Here is a 22,411-nt window from a genome sequence, read left to right as displayed (position 1 = left end):
ACCGTCGCGGCAAACCACAGTCCAAGGGATGATCACATGAACGAATGGCAGGCAATGACAGCCGCCGATCTGGGGCGCGGCATCGACAAGGGCGACATTGATCCGGTTGAGCTGACCCGGTCTTTCCTTGATGCCATCGACACGCACGAATACCGCGACCGTATTTATGCCCGTCTGACCCCGGATCGTGCCATGGCCGAGGCGACCGCTGCGCAAGAACGCGCCCGCCTCAAATTGCGTCGCTCGCCGCTTGATGGCGTGCCGATCAGCTGGAAAGACCTGTTCGACACCGCTGGTGTGGCAACCGAGTCGGGCTCGCAGCTCCTCAAGGGCCGGACACCTGACACAGACGCCGAAGTGTTGCAGAACGCGACCCATCAGGGGGTGATCTGTCTTGGCAAGACACACCAGACCGAACTGGCCTTTTCGGGGCTGGGGGTGAACCCCAAGACGGCGACACCACCCAACATCCACGACCCCGACGCAGCACCCGGCGGGTCCTCGTCCGGTGCGGCTGCATCGGTGGCCTACGGGCTCGCACCGGCTGGCATCGGGTCGGACACCGGTGGATCCGTGCGTATCCCGTCGGCGTGGAACGACCTTGTCGGCCTCAAGACCACCTCTGGCGTGCTCAGCCTCAAGGGTGCGGTTCCCCTTGCGGCAAAGTTCGACACGGTCGGCCCGCTTTGCAAAACGGTCGAGGATGCTGCGCTGCTTTTTGCCGCCATGAAGGGGGACAAACCAATCGACCTTGAGATGACATCGCTCAAGGGCGTGCGGCTGGCCGTCCTGACCACAACCGCCTTCGACGACATCCGAGACGCCCCGCGCACAGCGTTTGAAAAGGCTGTCCAGACCCTGAAAGAGGCAGGCGCCGACATCGTCGAGATCGCCATTCCCGAAGTGGCCGAAGCAATGGCTTTGTCAGGTGTTCTTTTCGGGTGTGAAGCTTACGGAACATGGAAGGACGCGATCGAAGCCAACCCTGAGCTGATGTACGAACCGGTGCGCACCCGCTTCCGGTCCGGCAAGGACTATTCTGGTGCTGATTACGTTGCCGCCTGGCACAAGCTCGACGCTCTCCGCGCAGCCTATCTTGAGGCAACCGCCCGCTTTGACGCTGTGCTCTGTGCAACCAGCCCGATCACCCCGCCGAACGTGCCGCGCCTGTTGTCCGACGTCGATTTCTTTACCACCGAGAACCTGCTCACGCTGCGAAACACCCGTATCGGCAACCTGATGGGGCTGTGTGTGCTCACGCTTCCAACCGGCGTCCCGTCTTGCGGTGTATCCTTGATGGCGGCACCGCGCGAAGAGCGGAGGCTGTTGCGGCTGGGTCTCGCTGCCGAAGCGGCGCTGGCCTGAAATTTGGCCTGAAAGCCACAACCGACTGATCTGTGCGCTCTTTTTCTGGACGCACAGGCCCTTGCTATGTAATTTGGCTCCAAAGAGGGCGCGAACGACCCTCAATCTGAGGCAGTATTGGCATGTTTCCCGAGCGGTTTTCGAACCTTCCGGCTTATGCGTTCCCGCGTCTGCGCGCCCTTTTGGACGTGCACGAACCGGGTGGGCCAGTCGTACACATGACGATCGGAGAGCCGAAACACGCGTTTCCGGCGTGGATTTCTGACATTCTTGCGCAGAACATGGCCGGTTTTAACAAATATCCCCCGAACGAAGGCACGCCCGAACTGCGCGCCGCAATCCGCGATTGGGTGCAGCGCCGTTACGATGTCGCGCTGGATGCCGACACGCAGATCATGGCGCTCAACGGCACGCGCGAAGGGCTGTATAACGTCGGGATGGCCTTGTGCCCCGAGACCAAGAACGGCGCGAAACCCGCTGTCCTGATGCCAAACCCGTTTTATCAGGTCTACCTGATCTCGGCGATTTCCGTGGCCGCTGATCCGGTCTTCGTGAACGCGACCGACGAGACCGGCCATCTGCCCGATTTCGAAGGTCTGCCCGAAGACGTGCTGAACCGCACCACGCTGGCCTATATCTGCTCGCCCGCCAACCCGCAGGGCACAGTGGCGGATCGCGACTATTGGGAACGGCTGATCACGCTGGCGGAAAAGCACGATTTCCAGATCCTCGCTGACGAATGCTATTCCGAGATCTACCGCGACACCCCCCCCGTAGGAGCGCTTCAGGTCGCCCAAGAGATGGGTGCCGATCCCGAGCGCGTGTTGATCTTCCACTCGCTCTCCAAACGGTCGAACCTGCCGGGTCTGCGGTCCGGCTTTGTGGCCGGTGGTCCGGAATCGATCAAACGCATCCAGCAATTGCGCAACTATTCTGGCGCGCCGCTCCCCTTGCCGCTACAGGCCGTGGCCGAGGCTGTCTGGTCAGACGAGACGCATGTCGAGGAAAATCGCGCGCTCTATACTGAGAAATACGCGCTTGCTGATCGTATCTTTGGCAATGTGCCGGGCTATAGATCCCCACAGGCGGGGTTCTTCCTCTGGCTTCCGGTAGAAGACGGCGAAACCGCAGCGCTCAAGCTCTGGAAAGAAACTGGTGTCCGGGTGCTGCCCGGCGCGTACCTGTCGCAAGACACCCAGACCGGAAATCCCGGCAAGCACTATATTCGGGTCGCCATGGTGGCCCCAAAAGCAGAAACCGAACGCGGCCTGACGCAGATCAGGGACTGCCTTTACGGCGCTGAAGACCAATAAAGAGGCGAACGATGGCATATCAGGCGCGGGGGCGTGACCCCCTCTTTGACAGCAACATGCAGGCTGCGCTCGAAAAGCGTGGCAAAGAGCTTGGTGGCTTTGTGCTGATGGCGTTGGGGGCAATGGCCGCCGCGATGATCTATTCGTACTCGCCGCAAGACCCAAGCTGGCTGTCCGCCACAGATGCGCCGGTCCAGAACTGGCTTGGCCAAGCGGGCGCCTCTGTCGCAGCACCTTTGTTCATGATTGTCGGCTGGGCAAGCTGGGGTCTGGCGCTGGTTCTTCTGGTCTGGGGTGCGCGACTCGCGCTGCACCGGGGGGAAGAAAGGGCGCTGTCCTGCCTGATCTTCGCGCCGATCTGGGTGGCTTTGGCCGCTGTCTATGCCGCGGGTGTGCCCGAAAGCACGGCCTGGACCCACAGTTTCGGGCTGGGCGGTTTGTTCGGTGATATGATGATGGGATCGATCCTGACGATCCTGCCGCTGGGAACGACCTTCGCGCTGAAACTGATGATGCTGATTCTGGGTGGCGTTGTGATCGTCATGGGCACGTTTGTGCTTGGCTTCACCAAGATTGAACTGATGCGGCTTGCGCGGTTCCTGTTGGTGGGCGTCATCATGGTTTACGCCACGATGCTGTCGCTGATGGGCAAAGGCGCATCCGGTGCTTTGGTCGCCGCACGCCAGATGCAGGCGAAAAATGCAGAGCGTCGTGCCATCCGTGCCCAGGAAGAGGCCGAAGCCGCCGAATGGGCCGCCGCACAGGAGGCCGTCAAAGCTGAACCGCGTGTGACCCGTGTCGCACCTAAAGCACCACCTGCGATCTACGCCGAAGACAGCCTGATTGACGATCCTTATCCGGCACCAGTGGCACCGCAAAAAACGGGTTTCCTGTCCAAAATGCCGTCTCTCATGCGGCGTGCCGATCCCGAACCGGAATTGGTCGAAACCTACCCGCACGGCGAATTGCCCGAAACGTTGCCCGGCGATGACCGCGTCCGCGCCAAGATCGCAGACGCCATCAAATCCCGCGTGCGTCAGAACCCTGCCATGACTTCTGCCGTGGCTGCCCCCTTGACCAAGGGCCGTGGGCGTGGCCCCGATCCGCTGATCTTCAAGCCATCCGCTGGCTTGCCCCCGGAACCCCCGGTGACCGCCCGCGCCGCAGCCTCTCTGCGTGCCGAACCGCCGGTGACCGCGCCCAAAATGGCGGCATATCAGCCGCAGCCTGAGATTTCGCCCTATGACGATGAGTCGGAAAACATTTTTGACGATATGACTGACTGGGACGATTACGGCGACGACACTCAGGCTTACGCGGCAGTGCCGCCTGCACCTGTGCCGCAGCCCGAAGCGCGCAAGGTCGTCCAACAACCGCAACGCAAGCCGCTCCAGCCCTCCAAACGCGCGCAGGAAGAAGCCCAGCCGCGACTGCAATTCGAAGACAAGCAGGTCGAATACGATCTGCCGCCACTTGGCCTGCTCATGGACCCGGCCAATATCGAACGCCATCACCTCAGCGACGAAGCACTCGAAGAAAACGCCCGCATGCTGGAGGCGGTGCTGGACGATTACGGCGTGAAGGGCGAAATCGTCAGCGTCCGCCCCGGCCCCGTGGTCACGATGTACGAACTTGAACCCGCGCCGGGCCTCAAAGCGTCCCGCGTGATCGGCCTCGCCGACGACATCGCGCGCTCCATGTCAGCCCTGTCTGCCCGTGTCTCCACTGTGCCGGGCCGCAGCGTGATCGGCATCGAACTCCCGAACGAAAAGCGCGAGATGGTGTCCTTCCGCGAGATCCTGTCCACGCGCGACTACGGCGACGGCACACAAAAGCTGCCGCTTGCGCTGGGCAAGGACATTGGCGGTGACCCGGTGGTTGCCAACCTTGCCAAAATGCCCCACCTGCTGATCGCAGGGACCACGGGTTCGGGTAAGTCGGTGGCGATCAACACCATGATCCTGTCGCTGCTCTACAAGCTGACACCGCAGGATCTGCGTCTTGTGATGATCGACCCCAAGATGCTCGAACTTTCCGTCTATGACGGCATCCCGCACCTGCTGTCACCCGTTGTGACCGACCCCAAAAAAGCGGTTGTCGCCCTGAAATGGGTTGTGGGCGAGATGGAAGACCGCTACCGCAAGATGTCCAAGATGGGCGTCCGCAACATCGACGGCTACAACAGCCGCGTCGCTGACGCGCTCTCGAAGAACGAAATGTTCGAACGCACAGTCCAAACTGGCTTTGACGATGACACGGGCGAGCCGATCTTCGAGACCGAGGAAATCCAGCCCGTAAAAATGCCTTATATCGTCGTCATCGTCGACGAGATGGCCGACCTGATGATGGTTGCGGGCAAAGAGATCGAAGCCTGCATTCAACGTCTTGCCCAGATGGCCCGTGCGTCCGGTATTCACCTCATCATGGCCACGCAGCGCCCATCGGTTGACGTGATCACCGGCACGATCAAAGCGAACTTCCCAACCCGGATCAGTTTTCAGGTTACGTCGAAAATCGACAGCCGCACTATCCTTGGTGAAATGGGCGCGGAACAACTGCTGGGGCAGGGCGACATGCTTTACATGGCGGGTGGCTCCAAGATCATCCGCTGCCACGGCCCCTTCGTGTCCGACGAAGAGGTTGAGGAAATCGTCACCCACCTCAAGGCGTTCGGCCCCCCCGAATATGTCGGTGGCGTTGTGCAAGGCCCGGATGATGAAAAGGCTGACAACATTGATGCGGTGCTGGGCCTCAACACTGGCGGCAACACCGATGGCGAAGACGCGCTTTACGATCAGGCCGTCGCCATCGTCATCCGCGATCGCAAATGCTCGACCTCCTACATCCAGCGCAAACTGGCCATCGGCTACAACAAGGCCGCACGTTTGGTCGAGCAGATGGAAGAAGAAGGTGTCGTCAGCTCTGCCAATCACGTCGGTAAACGCGAAATTCTGGTGCCCGAGCAGTAAAGACCTGCCGATCCAGTCACAAAAACGGGCGCTGCTATCGCATAGCAGCGCCCGTTTCGCCATATAGAGGGCAAGTGTTTCGAGCAGACAGGACCACAGACCCGATGCGATACCGTTTTCTTGCCGTCATGGCAGCCCTGACATGGATGTGGGCGATGCCCGCAGCGGCCCAGCAACTCTCGCTGAACGCGCTGTCCAACTACCTCAACCAGCTTACCAGCGCAGAGGCGAGCTTTACCCAGATCAACGCCGACGGCACGATCTCGACAGGCACGCTCTACATGCGCCGCCCCGGCAAAGTCCGGTTCGAATACAACCCGCCGGAACAGGCGCTGGTGATGGCGAACAATGGCGCGGTGGTGGTGTTCGACCGCAAGCTGGGTGGAGAGCCTGAAACCTATCCGCTCAACCGCACACCATTGGGGCTGATCCTTGCGCGGAACGTCGATCTCGGCCGCGCCAATATGGTTGTTGCGCACGGGTATGATGGCACTGCAACCACGGTCACGGCGCAAGACCCCGAGAACCCGGAATACGGCAGCATCCAGCTCAAGTTCACCGACAACCCGGTCGAACTGCGCCAATGGGTCATCACCGATGACGGCGGCGGCCAGACGACGGTTGTTCTGGGCGCATGGGAGCGCAAGCAATTGGCCAACCGCCTGTTCAACATCGAACAGGAACGCACAGCGAACCGCTGACGCGTCGTACGGGGATGTCCGGACTGCGGCCTAGGCGGCCGTGGCATCCTCTGACAACACCTGCACATCGGTCACCATGATGATCTCGCACCCACCGACGATAGACCCGTCATCCCGCCGTGTGGACGACCGCCACGGCGAGATCCCGTCGCCAGTGACGGTCACCAGATAGCCCCGCAGCCTGACCCGCGCCCCGACCTCGATCGCCATCAGCGCATCGTTCACCTGTGGGTTGGCTGGGATGAGGTGGTTGTTGGTAACCTGATCCTTCCATGTCTTGGGCAAGTCGGCGTCCGGCGCGTTCGAAAACCAGATCATCCTGTGCCCGGTACGGAACGCGATGTCATCTGTGCCTCCGGGCGCAGCAAGATCACCCCAGACTATGCCAAGGTCCAACGGGGAGACGGCGCTCGTCGGGTCATGGCGAAACGTGCGGCGCGTCACCACACGCCCTTCGATCACGTAGCTGGCCAACAGTTTTGCCTCGAATCCGGCACTCAGGGCGACCCGTTGGCCCGACACACGGGCTTGCGCCGGAGACCCGTCGGGCGCCGCTGTCAGAGGCAAGGCTGGAAGCTGCGACAGCTCCACAGCGGTCGCAAGATCAGGGAACGGCGCATGTTTGTCTGCGCTCAAACCAAAGACCCACGCCGCCATGACAATGGCAAAAACAGCGATCTTGGTGCCTTCATCGAACATCCCGGCTACGGTCCTTTGCACGTTGCACTGCCGACCACGTGTACCAGTGCAAAATGGCAGGAATTGGCCGTCTTGGTGAAGGCCGCGCGACACGCCGGTTTCTCAGCACGACTTCACCACGCGCCGCGATGCGTCGACGCATCGCACGTTTGCGTTGACGCAAACGCGGCCCCGAACCAATGCTGCGCAGATGCACCGTCGACAAATCCTCACCCTTGCCGCCGCCGCGCTGCTCACGCCAACTGATACCGTGGCACGTATCGCGCGCGCGCCGACAGGCTATCTGCGCACCAACTGGAGCCGCGATCCCTTCAGTCTTGGGTCTTATTCGTACATCGCGCGGGCGGCCTCCCGCGACGACATCCGCGCTCTGGCCCGTCCCATCGACAACCGCCTGTTTTTTGCCGGAGAAGCCACCCATCCCGACTACAACAGCACGGTCCATGCGGCCTATGAAACCGGTCTGGCTGTGGCCGAGACTGTCCGCATCACTGGCGCGAAATCGCTTGCCATCATCGGTGCGGGGATCAGTGGCCTGACAGCGATGCGCCGACTTGCAGCGGCTGGAATTGACGTCACCCTTTTCGAGGCGCGCAACCGCATCGGTGGGCGCATCTGGACAGACATCACTTTGGGCCAGCCGCTTGATCTTGGGGCAAGCTGGCTGCACGGCGACGAAGGCAACCCGCTTGTCGGGCTTGCCGCCGAGCGGGGGATGCAAAGCGTCCCAACAGAGGATGACTACGTTCTGCGCGGTGCAGGGGGGCGCAGGCTGCGCGACCGCGACTTGCCGGATTGGTTTGAAGACGTTGTGACAATCCAGCAGGACTACGGGGCTGGCACATCTGACATCAACTGGAACGCCTACCAGAACGACCTCGATTACGACGGCATGGACCGGCTCTTTCCAAGCGGCTATTCGCAGATCCTTGGACAGTTGGACACCGATCTGGACATCCGCCTTGGCACCGAGGTGCGGCGTGTCGCGCTGACGGACAAAGGTGTGCAGCTTGGCTCGGCCAAAGACGAGCTGGGCCGCTTCGACGCTGTCATCGTCACCGTACCGCTGGGCGTTCTGAAGGCGCAGCGCATCGACTTTTCGCCCGCTTTGCCCAAAGACAAGGAGACTGCGATCCACCGTCTTGGCTTTGGCCTTTTGGACAAGCTTTACTTGCAGTTTGAACAGGCGTTCTGGGATGCCGAGGCAACGTGGATTCTGACGCCTGACACAGGGCTGCCACCGGGCCAGTTCAACCAGTGGCTCAACCTGGCCCCCGTGCTCGATGCGCCGATCCTGCTGGCTTTTAACGGGGCTGGTCCTGCGCGCGATCTGTCAGCGCTGCCTGATGAGGCCCTGATCTCTCGGGCCCTGCAGGTTCTTGAGGCTGCGTACCCCGATGGGTAGGCAGGAAATGCAATATGTTAACAAAGGGTTAAAGGGTCAGGAGCGTTGCCTCATTGTTTCGCGCGCGAAACAATTGGGCCGTTTCGGACCTATCTCCGCACTGGGCAGCGCGCCAACTGGCCTTGATACGTCACTGACCGCGAGGCAACCTCGTCGGCCACCCGCAACAACCACGCCTTGCTGTTATACGTCCCGCGTGAAAATCCGGTCCGACCCTCGTGATAGGCCAGATATTGGTTGCGCGCATCTGCCAGCGAAATGCCAAGGCGACGGTTCGATTCTGCCATGTACCAGCCCATAAAATCCGTCGCATCGCTGATGTCATTGCGTTTCGCACGGAACTTACGCTGATCTTGCTGGTATTCCTCCCATGTCCCATTCAAAGCCTGGCTATAGCCATAGGCAGAGCTTTGCCGCCCCATCGGGATCACGCCCAAGGTATAACGGAACGGTGTGCGGGCGTCGGACTTGAACTTGCTTTCCTGATACATCGACGCCATCTGCACATGCACCGGCACCCCCCATTTTCGCTCTGCGGCGCGGAACGCGCGCAGGTAGCCGGGGCGCTGTTGCAGGATCGAACAGGCATCGTCGAGGTTTCGGGGCGCCGATGTGCCACCGCCGCCTCCACACGAGGCCGCCAGCAGGACAATCACCAAGGCGCGAAAGAATCTGCTCATGGGCCTCTCGCTTTTTGCTCGAAGGCGGTTGCTCCGCCTTTCGGATTGTTTGCAGTCTAGCGCAAAGGGGGCGCAGGGGAAATCACAATTGCTGTAGCCAGCAAGCCCTTGCCAAAAAACGAAAAAACCTTGTGTCGAAATGCATCACAGACTGTTTCCACAAAAATCGCCGCTAGAATTGGACAATTTGTCGAAAATCAGGCAGGTATGTGGCAACGGATAGGACCCATGATCAGACAACGCGCAAAATACAACATCGGCCAAGTCGTTCGGCACCGCAAACACCCCTTTCGGGGCGTGGTGTTCGATGTGGACCCGGAATTCAACAATACCGAAGAATGGTATGAGGCGATTCCCGAGGACAGCCGACCCGCAAAGAAGCAACCGTTCTATCATCTGCTCGCAGAGAATGAACAAAGCTTCTACGTCGCTTATGTGTCCGAACAGAACCTGATCGCTGATTACTCGGGCGAACCTGTCGAACACCCGGATGTGCCTGATCTTTTTGGCGCATTCGAAGATGGAAGCTACGAACTGCACTTCCAGTATAACTGATCGAATACTCTCTCTCTCTTAGTTTGCCACACGTAATGAGTTAGGGCTCCCACTTGGGAGCCCTTTTCTTATGCAGCGTTCAGCAGCGAAACAAAGCGGGCGATCTCGGTGTCGGGCAGTGACCAATCGCAGACCAGACGCCCCGTCAGCAGCCCTTCGGATGGCCCGTTGGCCAGATCACCACCAGAGACATGATATCGCGCACCGCTTGTCTGAAGTGTCTGGTGCAGGGCGCGCGGCGCGCGGAAAAAGATCATGTTGGCAGTGACGTCGTTCACGATTTCAACGTCATTTCGTTTGCGCAGACCGTCAAGAAGCTGTGCTGTCTTGGCGTTGGCATTTTGCGCAAGGTCTTTCCACAGGTCATCCCGCAGATAGGCTGCCATCTGCGCCGACAGATAACGGTGTTTGGAAAACAGATGCCCACCCCGTTTGCGGCGCAGTTCGAATTCCCATGCTTTTGACGGATCAAAGAACACCACCGCCTCGACCCCCATCAGCCCATTTTTCGTGCCGCCGAACACCGCTACATCGACACCCAGCTTCCACGTCATCTCGGCAGGAGAGCATCCCAGCGCCACCGCCGCATTGGCAAAGCGCGCACCATCAAGATGAATAGGCAGGTCATAGGATTTGGCGACGTCGCACAGCGCCTTCAGCTCGGCCAATGTGTAGACGTTGCCGACCTCGGTCACCTGCGTGATCGACACTGCACCGCGACGCGGGCCGTGCACACCACGGTTGCCTTGGCTTTCGATGGCGCGGGTCAGCGCTTCGGGTGTCATCCGGTCCGACCCATGCACCAGCGTCAGCTTCGCGCCACCCGTGTAGAACTCGGGCGCGTTGCATTCGTCCTCTTCGATATGGGCCATGGGTGTGCAGAACACCGTGTCGAACGGCTCGATCAGGGTCGCCAACGCAAGGGCGTTGGCCGCAGTGCCGGTTGCGGCCAGATAGACCGCCGCTTCGGGGGCTTCGAACAGATCGCGGATGCGCTGGCGCACCTCGTCCATCATGGGATCAGCGCCATAGCCCATCATGTGGCCTTGGTTGACCTCGGCCAGAACGTCGAGAACGGCCTGCGGCACGGGTCCGCTGTTGTCAGAGGCAAAAAACATCAGATCGGCTCCTCGATGATGTGGTCTTCCCAATCGTCTTCATCAACTTCGAATTCAGCTACGGTGGCGTTTCGCATCGAAACTCCCGCGTCATGTACAGACTCCGGCGTCCCTGAAATAAGCGGATGCCAGTTGTAAAGCGGCTTACCCTCCCACAGCAGCCGGTAGGCGCAGGTCTTGGGCATCCAATAGGCGTGGTCGTCGATATTCGACGGCTTCAGAACGATGCATTCCGGCACAAACTGATGCCGGATCTCGTATTGCGCACAGCGGCAGGTGGTGTCGTCGAAGAGGCGACAGGCCACGCGGGTCAGTTCCACATGGCCGGTGTCTTCATCCTCAAGCTTGTTCAGGCAGCACTTGCCGCACCCGTCACATAGCGCTTCCCATTCCTGCGGGTTGAGGTCTGTCAGCGCTTTGCGTTCCCAGAACCGGGGGGCCAGACCTGACCGATCTATCGGGTCCTTGCTCATAGCGCGGTCAGGATGGCACGGGCCTGGGCGCAGTCGGCATCCATCTGCGTGATCAACGCCTCAAGGCTGTCGAACTTCAACTCGGGGCGCAGGAAGTCCACAAGTGCAATCGACACGGTTGCACCGTAAAGATCACCGCTGAAATCGAAGATGAAGGTTTCCAGATTGGCACGGTTCTCGCCGAACATCGGGCGCACCCCGATAGAGGCTGCACCATGATATGATCCGGCGTGAGGGCCGTCGAGCACATCGACCAGCACCGCGTAGACGCCGAATTTCGGCGGGTGCAGCCCGTCGATCGACATGTTGGCGGTAGGATAGCCCAGTTCGCGCCCCCGCTGTTCGCCACCGATCACTTCGCTTTCGATGCGGTGCCAGTGGCCCAGCATATCGGCCGCAAGACGCGGGTTTCCGTCGGACAGCGCGGTGCGGATCGCGGTCGAGGATACGGCGCCGGACCCCGCCGTCACAAGTTCGGCGACGGTCACGCCAAAGCCCATCTCGGACCCAAAGCGCTGGAGGTCGTCCACAGTGCCCGCGCGCCCCTTTCCAAAACAGAAATCCGCGCCGACCACGACATGGCGCAGGCCAAGCCCTTTGGAGATCACGTTCGCTGCGAAACCTTCAGGGGTCAGTTCGGCCAATTGGGTATTGAAGTTCAGCTCGTAAAGCACATCGACCCCAAGCTTGCGCAGCCGGGTCGCACGCGCCTTGGTGTTCATCAGGCGAAAGGGGGCTGCGTCGGGGGCAAAATATTCGCGGGGATGCGGTTCGAACGTGACAACACCCAAGGGCGCGTCGGGCTTCGCGTCGCGTGCCAGTTTGATCACGGCCTGATGGCCGGAATGCACGCCGTCGAAATTGCCGATGGCGACTGTTGCGCCCTTGTCGGCGCTTGCTACGAATTGATAATCCCGCACGATCTTCATGCGCAGAGGACTAGCGGGGGCGTGGGAGGGTTGCAATCCCCGCTCAGGTCTGGCGGGGGCGATTTTACGTCAACGGAAAATCGAGGATGCGTCGACGCATCCTCGCCCGTGGCAGGGTCAGTCGAATTTGCGCGAGGGCGCGAGCACTTTGGCCTCGCCGATCAGCACCTTCTTGCCATCGACCGAGCAATGGCAATCCAGCGTCACGCGCCGCTTGGCGATGTCGATATCGACCACCTTGACCTCGGCATAGACCATATCGCCGGGGCGCACAGGGGCGAGGAATTTGAGCGTCTGGCCCATATAGACAGTGCCATGACCGGGCAATTGTTCCCCGATCACGGCTGAAATCAGACCGGCGGTCAGCATGCCATGCGCGATACGGCCTTCGAAGATCGTGTCCTGTGCGTAATCGTCGTCAAGATGCACCGGGTTTCGATCCGTTGAGATCTGCGCGAACATCTCGATGTCCTGATCGGTCACCTGTTTGCGCAGGTGGCGGGACATTCCCATTTCGATGTCTTCGATGCAGATCGTTCCGCGTGGCAGGTTGTCCAACATTTCGCACTCCACTCGCAGGCGACAAAGTAATAAATAGCTAAGTCAGATGCCCAATTTGGCAACTTTATTACTTTGCAACCGCAGAAAAGCAAGCAAAATCTGCGTTAGCGGAGTTGTCCAATAGTATATGTCGGAGAGGCAATTTCCTTTGCAAGGTAAGCACTTAGCGCGTCTGCATCGGGTTGCTGCGACGTTTTTGTCTCAGACGCCGCGAGGCCACCGGAAATAAAGAGGGAATCGATATCCTCACCCATCGCCCCGTCTATGTCGGTGTGGACACCGTCGCCGATGGCCAGAATGCGGGTCGGGTCGATATCCAGACCCAGCGCGCTGATCCGGCGGCGGGCCAAATCGTAGATCGGCGGATGCGGTTTGCCGAAATACAGGCTTTCGCCCCCCATCTCGGTATAGAGCGCGGCCAGCGCACCTGCGCACCATTCGCGTTTTTCGCCGCGATCAACCACGATATCGGGGTTGGCGCAGAGCAGTTTGAGGCCTTTCTGCTTGGCATAGAGAAACTGAGGGCGGTTCACCGAAGGATCGGCATAGGGGTCGAACGGACCGCAACAGACAATCCCGTCGGCGTCTTCCAATTCGACACGCTGGATGGTCACCGGGTTGTCGATCAGCTCCATCGGATCAAAGAAGGTATCGTCAAAAGGTTGTCCCATGAACCAGACCTTTTCGCCCACGGCCCCACGGAACATTGCCGCGCGGGCGCTGTCGCCGCTGGTGGCGATGCTGTCATAGCAGTCCTCGGGCACGTTCAGGCGCTTGAGCTGCTTGGCAACCTCGTGGCGCGATCTTGGGGCGTTGGTGAGCAACACCACCGAGCCGCCGCCCTGTTTGAACCCGCGCAAGGATGCGACCGCTTCTTCATGCGCGGTGACACCATTGTGCACGCAGCCCCAGAGATCGACGAGCAGCACGTCGTAGCGATTTGCGATGTCAGCGAGGGAAGTGATGATCTGGGTCATGGGGCACCTGATTGACGCGGTTTGTGCCACGTATCGCCCGAACCGGGGATGATTGCCAGCCGAGGCCGGCAAACTTCGTCATTGGGAGGTGGAGAACACAGGCAGGTTCAATATGTCAGCCTCGTGCGCGACGACCACAGCCAAGAGCAGCCACAAAAGCGGGATCAGGTTCAGGAATGTGCGGAACGGCTCTTTCCGCGTCTTGTGCCGGAACCTGCGTTGTGCCGCCTTTGCACCGAACCAGCCGCCGAAAAAAGCGAGGGTGAGGAGGGTTGTTTCGGACACACGCCATTCGCCTTGAATGGCGCGGTCCTTGTCGATGCGGAACACCAAAAAAGCGAAGCCGTTGACGAAAGCCACGACCCCGCATCCTAGGATGAGACCCGACATTGTGGGTGTCAGCGTCATCCTTTGTCAGATCAGAGCTTAAGGTTCGGGATGATCTGCTTTTTGCGGCTCACGACGCCGGGCAGGACCACGGTGTCGCCGGTGACTGTTGCGCCGAAGCTTTTCTCGGCAAGGGTTTTGACCAGTTCATTCGGGACCAGCAGTGTCGATTCCTCGTTCAGGATGTCGACGACGAAGAGGATCACCTGATCGACACCGTCTTCGGCTGCCACGTCGGTCATGGTTGCCATCAGGCTGTCTTTGCGGTCGAGCACGATCTTGGGTGACGTGGTTTCCAGAACCGACACGCGGAACTTGGTGCCTTCGACCGGGTATTCCTTGCTGTCCATGCGCAGGAGTTCGGCGTCGGAGAAAGCAGAGACATCGGATTTCGCTACGAACATCTCGGCAGCGAAGTCGGGGATCGACACGCCCAGGTCTTCGGCCAGCGCGTGGGCGATGGCTTTGTCTTCTTGTGTGGTCGTCGGCGAGCGGAATTCCAGCGTGTCGCTGAGGATACAGGAGAGCATCGCGCCCTTGATGCCGCGCGGGGCTTGGGCGAGGTCGTCACCGATCATCTTCCACATGATGGTGGCGGTGCAGGCGACGGGTTCGATGCGGATGTCGATCGGGCCTTTGGTTTCCAGACCGCCGACCAGCTTGTGGTGGTCGATGATCGCGCGAATGTCGGCGCTGTTGATGGCGGCCGGCAGTTCTGCGGGGTTGTTGGTGTCGACGATGACAACGGGTTGATCGGCGTCCACGGTCGAGATGATCTCGGGTTTGTCGAGTTTCCAGTGGTCGAGCACGAACGCGGCTTCGGTGTTGGGCTCGCCCAGCAGAACGGGCTTGGCGTCTTCGCCTTTGATCTGGTTGAGATACCACGCCCAGATGATCGGGCTGCCGGTGCTGTCGGTGTCGGGGGATTTGTGTCCGAAAACGAAGGTTGTCATGTGGGGCCTCTGCTCTGCCAAAATCAAGTCGCGCGCGTTATAGGGCGCGCGATTGGGGTTGTCACCTGTGGCAGTTTGTGTCCGCTTCGGGCTGGGTAGAAAACCCGCCTTGGCGTTTTGGCGGAGCGCTGACGCTCCGCCTGTGCTTCAGTTGGCGACCTGTTCCCTGAGGATGGAGGCGGTGAGGGAGATGAGCAGGTAGATGCCGGAGAAGACGAGGAAGGTCAGCAGCGTGTTCTCGAAGGCGCGGGGGTAGCTTGGGTCCTGCGAGGGCAGGGGGTAGACCGAAGTGGTTAGATACCGCGCCTGGCTGTCGGCATCGCGGCGGGCCTGGTCCAGCCGTTCGAGGGCTGCGGACAGCATCATGTCGCGGGTGGTGAGGTCCGCCTCGGCCAGTTGGATCTGCACCGCGGTTTCTGCCAGCGATCCGGCGCCTGCGCTTTGCGCTGTCATCTCGGCATTGATCTCGGCCTTGAGGGTTTCAAGGCGGCGGATGTCGGCCTCCACCCCTTCGACGCGGCTGCGGTTGGGGCGAGCATTGTCCATCAGCGCCTGCAGCTGCAGGTTCTTTTCCTGAATTTCCGTCTCGACGGTTTCGATCCGGCCCTGCAATGCCCCGATGCGGGCGCGGGGGTCGAGCACGGCGCTGTCCTGTTGCAGGCGCACCAGCCTCTCCTGCGCCGTGCGGCGGGCCTGTTCGGCTTCGGTCAGACCCAGCTCGGCATCCTTGACCGCGTTCTCGCGCTTGCGGGCCGTCAGGTTGTCGACCCGTTCCTCGGCATAGCCAATGAGCGCTGTCGAGAAATCGGCGGCCACCTGCGGATCGGCGGCGGCCACTTCCATGCGGATCACACCCTCGGTGGGATCATAGCCGATCTGGACGTATTTCTTGTAGAGCTTGTACATGTCCTCGGCGGTGGCATCCGGCTCCAGCCGGTGCAGCGGGTCGATCTCGAGCTGCGCGAAATGCGACCGGAACCCTTCGTCCCCGTCGAGGCGCAGCATGGCGTCCTTGGAGGTGAGATAGCTTTGCACCGCGATGGCGTCCTGATTGGTGGCAAATTGCGTGCCCGAGAAGAGCCCGCCGATGCCACCACTGCTGGTCTCGGCCTTGAGGATGAGGAATTCGGATTTCGAGGCGTACATCGGCGTGGCGAGGGTGAAGAAATACCAGCCCGCAACGATGGTCGGCAGCAGCACGAAAGCGGCAAGGCGCGCAAAGAGCATCCGCATCCGCCGCCGCCTGCGGCGCGCCATGTCTTTCTGGATCACGGTGATCTCTTGCGCCCGGCGTTCCGCCGGGCTGCGCGTGTCGGTGGCGGGGAGATTGCGGGCATCTTCGCGCACGGCTTGCGGCAGCTGTGGCTGCTGGGCCAAAGGCTGATCGGCGACGGGGGCCTTGCGTTTGGGCTGGGACGCCGCGTCTGCAGGAAGCATGAGGTCCAATGCATTTTCGCGCTGGAACGGGTCGATGCCTTTGAGGCGCAGCAGATAGACGGCTTCGTAATCGGTGCTTGGATCAAGCCCATGTTTCTGGGCGATCCGCCGGGCCATGCGCAACTGGCGCGCGGTCAGACCTTCGTTCCGGATTGCAAGCAAGGCCTGCTCAACGCCACCATCGGCGGGCCGTTCAATGCGCGGGCTTGGCGCATTGGACGCGGGTGCCGCAGAGGCGGCTGCGGGATGTCCGGCGGCTGCCATCTGGGCATTGCCCATCCCGTGCTCGCTGCGGCGGATGCGAAAGCGCTTAGCTGTGGGTTTCATAGTCATAGAGCTGTTTCGCTTCTTCCAGGCTGTCGAACATGTGCAATTGACCATCCTTGAGAACGGCGGCCTTGCTGACAAATCGCGCCAGCGTTTCGGGTTGGTGAGACACCATGATCATGGTGGTGGTGCGCAGCCGCTCGGCGAGGATATCACCTGCCTTCCGGTTGAACTCCACATCGGTGTAGGTCGGCATCCCCTCGTCCACGAGGTAGATGTCGAAATCGAGCGCCAGCAGCAGGGCAAAGGTGAACCGTGCCCGCATGCCCGAGGAATACGTGCCCAAAGGCTGGTCGAAATATTCGCCCAGATCACACAGCCAGCGGCAATAAGCCTCCACGTAATCGGGATCGAGCCCGTAAAGCCGCGCGATGAAGCGCGAGTTCTCCATCGCACTGTGCCGCGTGACCACTCCGCCCATGAAGCCCAGAGGAAAGGACACCCGGCAGGTCTTGCGGATCTCGCCCTCATCGGGCTTTTCCAGCCCGGCCATCATGTTGACCAGCGTCGTCTTGCCAGTGCCGTTGGGCGCCAGAATCCCCAGCGATTGCCCCAGCTCGACACGAAACGACGCCCGGTCCAGGATCACCTTGCGATGCGATCCCGTCCAGAACGATTTGCTCACATTGTCGAATTCAAGCATCGAGCCCCCACGTCAGACCCATGCAGGATGTGCACAGGTTGGTTTCCATAGGGTTTAGAGGCCGAGTTTGACTGGATTGTGGCTAATCCTTAGCAAAAAGCGGGTATTGTTCATGGAGCCGGACCGGACGCACTGCGCCTTGCGGGTTCTAGCGGCAGCGGGACCGTATTCTATAAGCGGATGAATGCGTGACCGTCCAATGCTGCGGGATTCTGATCCGGAGACATATTCAGCGCACAAAGCGTCGCGAATCGCCTATCGCGCTTTTCGCAACTCTGGCTTGGTAGCGGGCAGATGCATGCGATTTGGGCGATATGGAGTCAAAGTGACGCATTTCACGATGAGAGAATGGACTGACTTCTTTCGTTTTGCAGGCGTTTTCCCTGACTTGCTGCCTCAATACTGTTCAATTGTCCCGCACACGTCCGTTTGGACGCGAAACTTGGACGACCGTGTTGCAATGCGGGCCGCAACGCGATTTATTTCATCCAGACAAGCGGAAGCAATCCGTGGACCAAACAGGGAGTTCGTTTTTGCCCGACACGTCAAACAGTGACGCGTTCGTCGAATTTGAACGAGTGCAAAAGAGCTACGACGGCGTACAGCTGGTCGTAAAAGACCTTAACCTTACCATGCCGAAGGGAGAGTTTCTTACGATGCTCGGGCCCTCGGGATCGGGGAAGACCACCTGCCTTATGATGCTTGCCGGGTTCGAAACAGCGACCCACGGCGAGATCAAGCTGGATGGCAAGCCGATCAACAACATCCCGCCGCACAAGCGCGGGATCGGCATGGTGTTCCAGAATTATGCGTTGTTTCCGCATATGACCATCGCGGAGAACCTCAGTTTTCCGCTTGAGGTGCGCAAGATCGGCAAGTCCGACCGCGAAGCCAAGGTCAAGCGGGCGCTCGACATGGTCGAGATGGGGGCCTTTGGGGGCCGCCGTCCGGCGCAATTGTCGGGTGGTCAGCAACAGCGGATCGCATTGGCGCGGGCTCTGGTGTTCGAACCCGAGCTGGTTCTGATGGACGAACCGCTGGGCGCGCTGGACAAGCAGCTGCGCGAAAAGATGCAGTTCGAGATCACGCACCTTGCGCACCGTCTGGGTATCACCGTGGTCTACGTGACCCACGACCAGACCGAAGCGTTGACCATGTCGGACCGCGTTGCCGTCTTCGACGATGGCCGCATTCAGCAGTTGGCCCCGCCGGACGAGCTTTACGAGAAGCCGCAGAACAGCTTTGTCGCGCAGTTTATCGGCGAGAATAACACGCTCGAAGGCACCATCCGCGAGATCAAGGGTGAGCGGTGCGTCGTGCAGCTTGACGATGGCGGGCTGATCGACGCGAAGCCGGTCAATGTCAGCAAGGTTGGCGAACGCACCCGCGTGTCGATCCGGCCGGAGCGGGTCGAGATCAACAAAGACCGTTTGCAGGAAGGTGCACATACGCTCAAGGCGGAAGTGCTCGAGTTCGTCTACATGGGCGACATCTTCCGCACCAGGCTCAAGGTGGCGGGCAATGACGAATTCGTCATTAAAACGCGGAACGCGCCCGATCAGGTGCGACTGGAGCCGGGAACGCAGATCGACATCGGGTGGCTGCCCGACGATTGTCGGGCCCTAGACGCGTCTAACTAGCAGGATTGTCGCGGGGGTGATCTTTGTCCCCCCGTGTCATTACAGGCGTTGCTGGTTCGGCCCGACCGCCAGCGCCATCTGTCATAACCGGGTCGAACGGGAGAATATGAATGAAACTGTCTAAAACACTTTTGGCGACCAGCGCTCTTACCGTTGCCGCTGCAGGTGCCTATGCAGCAGGCCATGGTATGGCCGACAACATGACACTTGTCAGCTGGGGCGGTGCCTACCAGGCGTCGCAGCAAAACGCTTACGTTGCGCCGTATATCGAGATGAACCCGGATGTCAGCGCCTCCTGGGACGAAAGCTCGGCTGAAGCCGTGGCAAAGCTGCGCGCGATGAACGAAGCGGGCAACGTCACCTGGGATCTGGTCGACGTGGTTGCGGCTGATGCGATTCGCCTTTGCGACGAAGGTCTGGCGATGGAAATCGACCATGACGAAATGTTGGCAGCGGCACCCGATGGTACAAGCGCAAGCGACGACTTCGGCGATCTGATCGTGTCTGATTGCTACATTCCGCAGATCGTATACTCGACCACGTTCGGCTATCGCACAGACATGGTTCCGGCCGGTGTAGAGCCGCCGTCGGACATCTGCTCGGTTTTCGATCTGGAAACCTATCCGGGCAAGCGCGCGCTTGAAAAGCGCCCGATCAACAACATGGAATGGGCGCTTCTTTGTGACGGCGTTGCCAAAGCAGACGTCTATGACGTTCTGGAAACTGACGAAGGTCAGGACCAGGCTCTGGCCAAGCTCGACACCATCAAGGACGAAGTGATCTGGTGGAATGCCGGTGCAGACACGCCGCAGCTTCTGGCGGATGGCGAGATCTTCATGGGTTCGACCTATAACGGTCGTCTGTTCTCTGCCATCGTCGAGCAGGGTCAGCCTATCGGCATGATGTGGGACGCGCAGGTGTTCGACCTTGATGGTTGGATCATCCCGGCGGGTCTTCCGGAAGACCGTCTGGCCCGCGTGATGGATTTCGTTCGCTTCGCGACCGACACCCAGCGTTTGGCTGATCAGGCCAAGTACATCTCGTACGGCCCGGCACGTGCGTCGTCGGCACCGCTGGTGTCCACACACGCAGAGCTTGGTATCGAGATGGCACCGCATATGCCGACCGATCCGAACAATGCGGCCAACACGTTCCTCTACAACTACGAGTTCTGGGCTGACTATCGCGACGATATCGACGCGAAGTTCCAGGCGTGGCTGGCACAATAAGCCTTTGATGGCTTTGGGGTGGGCCTGTTGGCCCATCCCGCACCAAAAGGACAGTCTGATGCCCAAAGGCTATATCATCGGCCATATCACGGTGAACAATCCCGAAGCCTACAAGGAGTATATCGAGCGCGATACGCCGATCCTTGAGAGCTACGGAGCGAAGTTCATCGTTCGGGGTGGGCAGTCCGAGACGATGGAAGGCGAGACCCAGAAACGCCACGTCGTCATTGAATTCGACGATTTCGAGACAGCAACGCGCGCGTATCACGACCCCGCCTATCAAGAGGTCGCAGAGATTCGCCGTCGCACCGCTACAAGCACAATCATCCTAGTCGAGGGCACCTGAGCCATGACGGACGCAGCAACCGAACCCGACAAGATCACGGGCCCGACGCCCGACAATGCGCTACGCGCAGCGGACAAGGCCGATGACGGCCCGGTTCTTGCCGCGGACGGCCGACCGCTGAAACAATCCCTGAACCGAGCTTTGCGTGCGCAGAAATTGCGGGCCCTTGCCCTGATCGCACCGCTTTTGATTTTTGTTCTGGTCAGCTTTATCGCGCCGATTGGCGACATGCTCTTCCGGTCTGTGGAAAACCAGATCGTACGCGATACGATGCCCCGAACCGTGGCGGCTCTGGCTGATTACGATGCCGCTGCTGGCGGCGTGCCGCGCGACGAGGTGTTCGAGGCGGCTTATTACGATGTGTTTTACGCCGCCGAACGCAAGCTGCACACCCGGCTTGGGTCGCGTCTGAACTACGAACAGACTGGCGCGTCATCGCTGTTCCGTAAATCAGGACGCGGGATCGACGATATCGGCGAGGTTTACCAAGACCAATTCGAAGATTTGAACGGTGATTGGGACGAAGCCCGCCCGTGGGCGGAGTTGATGGGCGACCCTACTTGGATCGCGGCGCAAGAGGGCTGGGATGGATCGGGCAGAATGCCCGCGTTCGAACTGCGCTCTGACATTGCCGATGTTCTGCCGCGCACCGCCGCCTCCTATCAGATTTTCGCACGTTTCATGCAGACCGAAGAGGGCGACAGCCCTCTGGAGGAAGAACCTTGGACAGTGGTACACACAGCGCTGTATCAGGATCTTTCGGAAGGTGATGTCAGCGGCTACACTGGCCCGCGATCTGACATGCTCCAAGCCGCTGCGGCACTAGTCGCAAGCCCGGATTTCGAGACCATCGCGTTCCGCGACGGGCTGGAAGAGATCGACGAAGACTGGGTCGATCCGGAAATCTGGCAGACCATCAAGACCTACAGCCCGTCCTACACATCAGGGTATTTCCTGAATTCCGTCGACATGCAGAAAACGCCTGAAGGTCCGGCGCTGCGCGACGAGGATGAACGCATCTACGGCCTGCTGTTCCAGCGTACAATGTTCATGAGTATGGTGATCACGATCAGCTGTATCTTGCTGGGCTATCCAATCGCTTACTTGCTGTCGAACCTGCCATCGCGCACGGCAAACCTGCTTATGATCCTCGTTCTGCTGCCGTTCTGGACTTCGCTTCTGGTGCGCACGTCGGCGTGGAAGGTGATGCTGCAACAGCAGGGTGTGATCAACGACACTCTGGTCTGGCTGGGGCTTGTGGCGGATGACGCACGATTGACGATGATAAACAACCAGTTCGGCACCATCGTGGCGATGACGCACATCTTGCTGCCGTTCATGATCCTGCCGATGTATTCGGTGATGTCGACAATTCCGCAAACCTACGTGCGGGCGGCGAAATCGCTGGGTGCGACCAACTGGACGACCTTCTGGCGCGTTTATTTCCCGCAATCCATCCCGGGCATCGGTGCGGGATCGATCCTCGTGTTCATCTTGTCCATCGGCTACTACATCACGCCGGAAATCGTGGGCGGGACATCGGGTATCTTCATCTCGAACCGGATTGCGTATCACATCTCAAGCTCGCTCAACTGGGGCCTTGCGGCCGCGTTGGGGACGATCCTGCTGGTGGTGGTTCTGCTTCTATACTGGGCCTACGACCGGATCGTCGGCATCGACAATGTGAAATTGGGGGGCTGAGCC

At 60.1% G+C, this 22,411-nt stretch carries 21 protein-coding genes; 10 read left to right on the top strand and 11 right to left on the bottom strand.

Features of this window, described 5'->3' with window-relative positions:
* Window positions 1-36 precede the first annotated feature (36 nt).
* The 4 genes from MCRY_RS05045 to MCRY_RS05030 all read left to right on the top strand — a co-directional run bounded on the left by MCRY_RS05045 (window position 37) and on the right by MCRY_RS05030 (window position 6,348).
* A complete protein-coding gene (locus MCRY_RS05045) occupies window positions 37-1,365 on the top strand; it encodes an amidase (protein ID WP_085628386.1) in 1,329 nt (442 codons plus the stop codon).
* A 122-nt stretch (window positions 1,366-1,487) separates the two neighbouring features.
* On the top strand, window positions 1,488-2,678 hold the full coding sequence (locus tag MCRY_RS05040; RefSeq protein ID WP_085628385.1) for an aminotransferase class I/II-fold pyridoxal phosphate-dependent enzyme: 1,191 nt from the start codon (window positions 1,488-1,490) through the stop codon (window positions 2,676-2,678).
* Between the two features lie 11 nt (window positions 2,679-2,689).
* Window positions 2,690-5,647, top strand: coding sequence for a DNA translocase FtsK (locus MCRY_RS05035; RefSeq protein ID WP_085628384.1), 2,958 nt, complete (start codon window positions 2,690-2,692; stop codon window positions 5,645-5,647).
* Window positions 5,648-5,751: 104 nt separating this feature from the next.
* Window positions 5,752-6,348: a LolA family protein gene (locus MCRY_RS05030; RefSeq protein ID WP_085628383.1), complete on the top strand. Its 597-nt coding sequence runs from the start codon at window positions 5,752-5,754 to the stop codon at window positions 6,346-6,348.
* Between the two features lie 30 nt (window positions 6,349-6,378).
* Here MCRY_RS05030 and MCRY_RS05025 read toward each other — a convergent pair whose 3' ends face one another.
* Window positions 6,379-7,047, bottom strand: a complete 669-nt coding sequence (locus MCRY_RS05025; RefSeq protein ID WP_085628382.1) for a hypothetical protein — start codon at window positions 7,045-7,047, stop codon at window positions 6,379-6,381.
* A gap of 190 nt (window positions 7,048-7,237) precedes the next feature.
* Here MCRY_RS05025 and MCRY_RS05020 point away from each other — a divergent pair, with 190 nt between their 5' ends.
* On the top strand, window positions 7,238-8,452 hold the full coding sequence (locus MCRY_RS05020; RefSeq protein ID WP_085628381.1) for a flavin monoamine oxidase family protein: 1,215 nt from the start codon (window positions 7,238-7,240) through the stop codon (window positions 8,450-8,452).
* A gap of 89 nt (window positions 8,453-8,541) precedes the next feature.
* On the opposite strand, the gene MCRY_RS05015 is transcribed toward MCRY_RS05020, so the two are convergent.
* A complete protein-coding gene (locus MCRY_RS05015; RefSeq protein WP_085628380.1) occupies window positions 8,542-9,132 on the bottom strand; it encodes a transglycosylase SLT domain-containing protein in 591 nt (196 codons plus the stop codon).
* 228 nt (window positions 9,133-9,360) lie between these two features.
* On the opposite strand from MCRY_RS05015, the gene hspQ reads away from it, so the two are divergent.
* Window positions 9,361-9,687, top strand: coding sequence for a heat shock protein HspQ (gene hspQ / locus MCRY_RS05010; protein WP_085628379.1), 327 nt, complete (start codon window positions 9,361-9,363; stop codon window positions 9,685-9,687).
* A 68-nt stretch (window positions 9,688-9,755) separates the two neighbouring features.
* On the opposite strand, the gene MCRY_RS05005 is transcribed toward hspQ, so the two are convergent.
* The 9 genes from MCRY_RS05005 to MCRY_RS04965 all read right to left on the bottom strand — a co-directional run bounded on the left by MCRY_RS05005 (window position 9,756) and on the right by MCRY_RS04965 (window position 17,492).
* Entirely contained in the window at window positions 9,756-10,805 is a 1,050-nt protein-coding gene (locus MCRY_RS05005) for a threonine aldolase family protein (RefSeq protein WP_085628378.1), read from the bottom strand.
* The gene (locus MCRY_RS05000) at window positions 10,805-11,278 is read right to left on the bottom strand and encodes a YcgN family cysteine cluster protein (protein ID WP_085628377.1); all 474 of its coding nucleotides are present in this window, start codon (window positions 11,276-11,278) and stop codon (window positions 10,805-10,807) included. The genes MCRY_RS05005 and MCRY_RS05000 overlap by 1 nt, the downstream gene beginning before the upstream one ends.
* Complete coding sequence (locus MCRY_RS04995; RefSeq protein ID WP_085628376.1) at window positions 11,275-12,207, bottom strand: bifunctional riboflavin kinase/FAD synthetase; 933 nt, start codon at window positions 12,205-12,207, stop codon at window positions 11,275-11,277. Before MCRY_RS04995 ends, MCRY_RS05000 begins: the two co-directional genes overlap by 4 nt.
* A 117-nt stretch (window positions 12,208-12,324) precedes the next feature.
* On the bottom strand, window positions 12,325-12,768 hold the full coding sequence (locus tag MCRY_RS04990) for a MaoC family dehydratase (RefSeq protein ID WP_085628375.1): 444 nt from the start codon (window positions 12,766-12,768) through the stop codon (window positions 12,325-12,327).
* A 104-nt stretch (window positions 12,769-12,872) separates the two neighbouring features.
* Window positions 12,873-13,745, bottom strand: coding sequence for a TIGR01459 family HAD-type hydrolase (locus MCRY_RS04985; protein ID WP_085628374.1), 873 nt, complete (start codon window positions 13,743-13,745; stop codon window positions 12,873-12,875).
* 78 nt (window positions 13,746-13,823) lie between these two features.
* Window positions 13,824-14,105: a DUF1294 domain-containing protein gene (locus tag MCRY_RS04980; RefSeq protein WP_244897881.1), complete on the bottom strand. Its 282-nt coding sequence runs from the start codon at window positions 14,103-14,105 to the stop codon at window positions 13,824-13,826.
* A 59-nt stretch (window positions 14,106-14,164) separates the two neighbouring features.
* Window positions 14,165-15,085, bottom strand: coding sequence for a manganese-dependent inorganic pyrophosphatase (locus tag MCRY_RS04975; RefSeq protein WP_085628372.1), 921 nt, complete (start codon window positions 15,083-15,085; stop codon window positions 14,165-14,167).
* A 147-nt stretch (window positions 15,086-15,232) separates the two neighbouring features.
* Window positions 15,233-16,855: a KpsE/RkpR family capsule polysaccharide export protein gene (locus MCRY_RS04970; RefSeq protein ID WP_085628371.1), complete on the bottom strand. Its 1,623-nt coding sequence runs from the start codon at window positions 16,853-16,855 to the stop codon at window positions 15,233-15,235.
* Entirely contained in the window at window positions 16,833-17,492 is a 660-nt protein-coding gene (locus MCRY_RS04965; RefSeq protein ID WP_085628370.1) for an ABC transporter ATP-binding protein, read from the bottom strand. Before MCRY_RS04965 ends, MCRY_RS04970 begins: the two co-directional genes overlap by 23 nt.
* A gap of 533 nt (window positions 17,493-18,025) precedes the next feature.
* On the opposite strand from MCRY_RS04965, the gene MCRY_RS04960 reads away from it, so the two are divergent.
* The 4 genes from MCRY_RS04960 (at window position 18,026) to MCRY_RS04945 (ending at window position 22,408) form a co-directional block, all read left to right on the top strand.
* Entirely contained in the window at window positions 18,026-19,132 is a 1,107-nt protein-coding gene (locus MCRY_RS04960; protein WP_085628369.1) for an ABC transporter ATP-binding protein, read from the top strand.
* Window positions 19,133-19,242: 110 nt separating this feature from the next.
* The gene (locus MCRY_RS04955) at window positions 19,243-20,361 is read left to right on the top strand and encodes an extracellular solute-binding protein (RefSeq protein WP_085628368.1); all 1,119 of its coding nucleotides are present in this window, start codon (window positions 19,243-19,245) and stop codon (window positions 20,359-20,361) included.
* A 58-nt stretch (window positions 20,362-20,419) separates the two neighbouring features.
* A complete protein-coding gene (locus MCRY_RS04950; RefSeq protein ID WP_085628367.1) occupies window positions 20,420-20,707 on the top strand; it encodes a DUF1330 domain-containing protein in 288 nt (95 codons plus the stop codon).
* Window positions 20,708-20,710: 3 nt separating this feature from the next.
* Window positions 20,711-22,408 carry an ABC transporter permease gene (locus MCRY_RS04945; protein WP_085628366.1) on the top strand — a complete coding sequence of 566 codons (1,698 nt, stop codon included), beginning with the start codon at window positions 20,711-20,713 and terminating at the stop codon, window positions 22,406-22,408.
* The last annotated feature ends 3 nt before the right edge of the window (window positions 22,409-22,411 follow it).

This window comes from Marivita cryptomonadis (genome assembly GCF_002115725.1).
Lineage (GTDB): Bacteria > Pseudomonadota > Alphaproteobacteria > Rhodobacterales > Rhodobacteraceae > Marivita > Marivita cryptomonadis.
This window is presented reverse-complemented; position numbering and strand designations above follow the sequence as displayed.

Bases quoted from the DNA above. Each gene is read 5' to 3' on its own strand.
- MCRY_RS05025 (WP_085628382.1), bottom strand. From the start codon at position 7,047: ATGTTCGATGAAGGCACCAAGATCGCTGTTTTTGCCATTGTCATGGCG.
- hspQ (WP_085628379.1), top strand. From the start codon at position 9,361: ATGATCAGACAACGCGCAAAATACAACATCGGCCAAGTCGTTCGGCAC.
- MCRY_RS05000 (WP_085628377.1), bottom strand. From the start codon at position 11,278: ATGAGCAAGGACCCGATAGATCGGTCAGGTCTGGCCCCCCGGTTCTGG.
- MCRY_RS05045 (WP_085628386.1), top strand. From the start codon at position 37: ATGAACGAATGGCAGGCAATGACAGCCGCCGATCTGGGGCGCGGCATC.
- MCRY_RS05040 (WP_085628385.1), top strand. From the start codon at position 1,488: ATGTTTCCCGAGCGGTTTTCGAACCTTCCGGCTTATGCGTTCCCGCGT.
- MCRY_RS05030 (WP_085628383.1), top strand. From the start codon at position 5,752: ATGCGATACCGTTTTCTTGCCGTCATGGCAGCCCTGACATGGATGTGG.
- MCRY_RS04975 (WP_085628372.1), bottom strand. From the start codon at position 15,085: ATGACAACCTTCGTTTTCGGACACAAATCCCCCGACACCGACAGCACC.
- MCRY_RS04995 (WP_085628376.1), bottom strand. From the start codon at position 12,207: ATGAAGATCGTGCGGGATTATCAATTCGTAGCAAGCGCCGACAAGGGC.
- MCRY_RS05035 (WP_085628384.1), top strand. From the start codon at position 2,690: ATGGCATATCAGGCGCGGGGGCGTGACCCCCTCTTTGACAGCAACATG.
- MCRY_RS05020 (WP_085628381.1), top strand. From the start codon at position 7,238: ATGCACCGTCGACAAATCCTCACCCTTGCCGCCGCCGCGCTGCTCACG.
- MCRY_RS05015 (WP_085628380.1), bottom strand. From the start codon at position 9,132: ATGAGCAGATTCTTTCGCGCCTTGGTGATTGTCCTGCTGGCGGCCTCG.
- MCRY_RS04970 (WP_085628371.1), bottom strand. From the start codon at position 16,855: ATGACTATGAAACCCACAGCTAAGCGCTTTCGCATCCGCCGCAGCGAG.
- MCRY_RS05005 (WP_085628378.1), bottom strand. From the start codon at position 10,805: ATGTTTTTTGCCTCTGACAACAGCGGACCCGTGCCGCAGGCCGTTCTC.
- MCRY_RS04955 (WP_085628368.1), top strand. From the start codon at position 19,243: ATGAAACTGTCTAAAACACTTTTGGCGACCAGCGCTCTTACCGTTGCC.
- MCRY_RS04950 (WP_085628367.1), top strand. From the start codon at position 20,420: ATGCCCAAAGGCTATATCATCGGCCATATCACGGTGAACAATCCCGAA.
- MCRY_RS04945 (WP_085628366.1), top strand. From the start codon at position 20,711: ATGACGGACGCAGCAACCGAACCCGACAAGATCACGGGCCCGACGCCC.
- MCRY_RS04990 (WP_085628375.1), bottom strand. From the start codon at position 12,768: ATGTTGGACAACCTGCCACGCGGAACGATCTGCATCGAAGACATCGAA.
- MCRY_RS04985 (WP_085628374.1), bottom strand. From the start codon at position 13,745: ATGACCCAGATCATCACTTCCCTCGCTGACATCGCAAATCGCTACGAC.
- MCRY_RS04965 (WP_085628370.1), bottom strand. From the start codon at position 17,492: ATGCTTGAATTCGACAATGTGAGCAAATCGTTCTGGACGGGATCGCAT.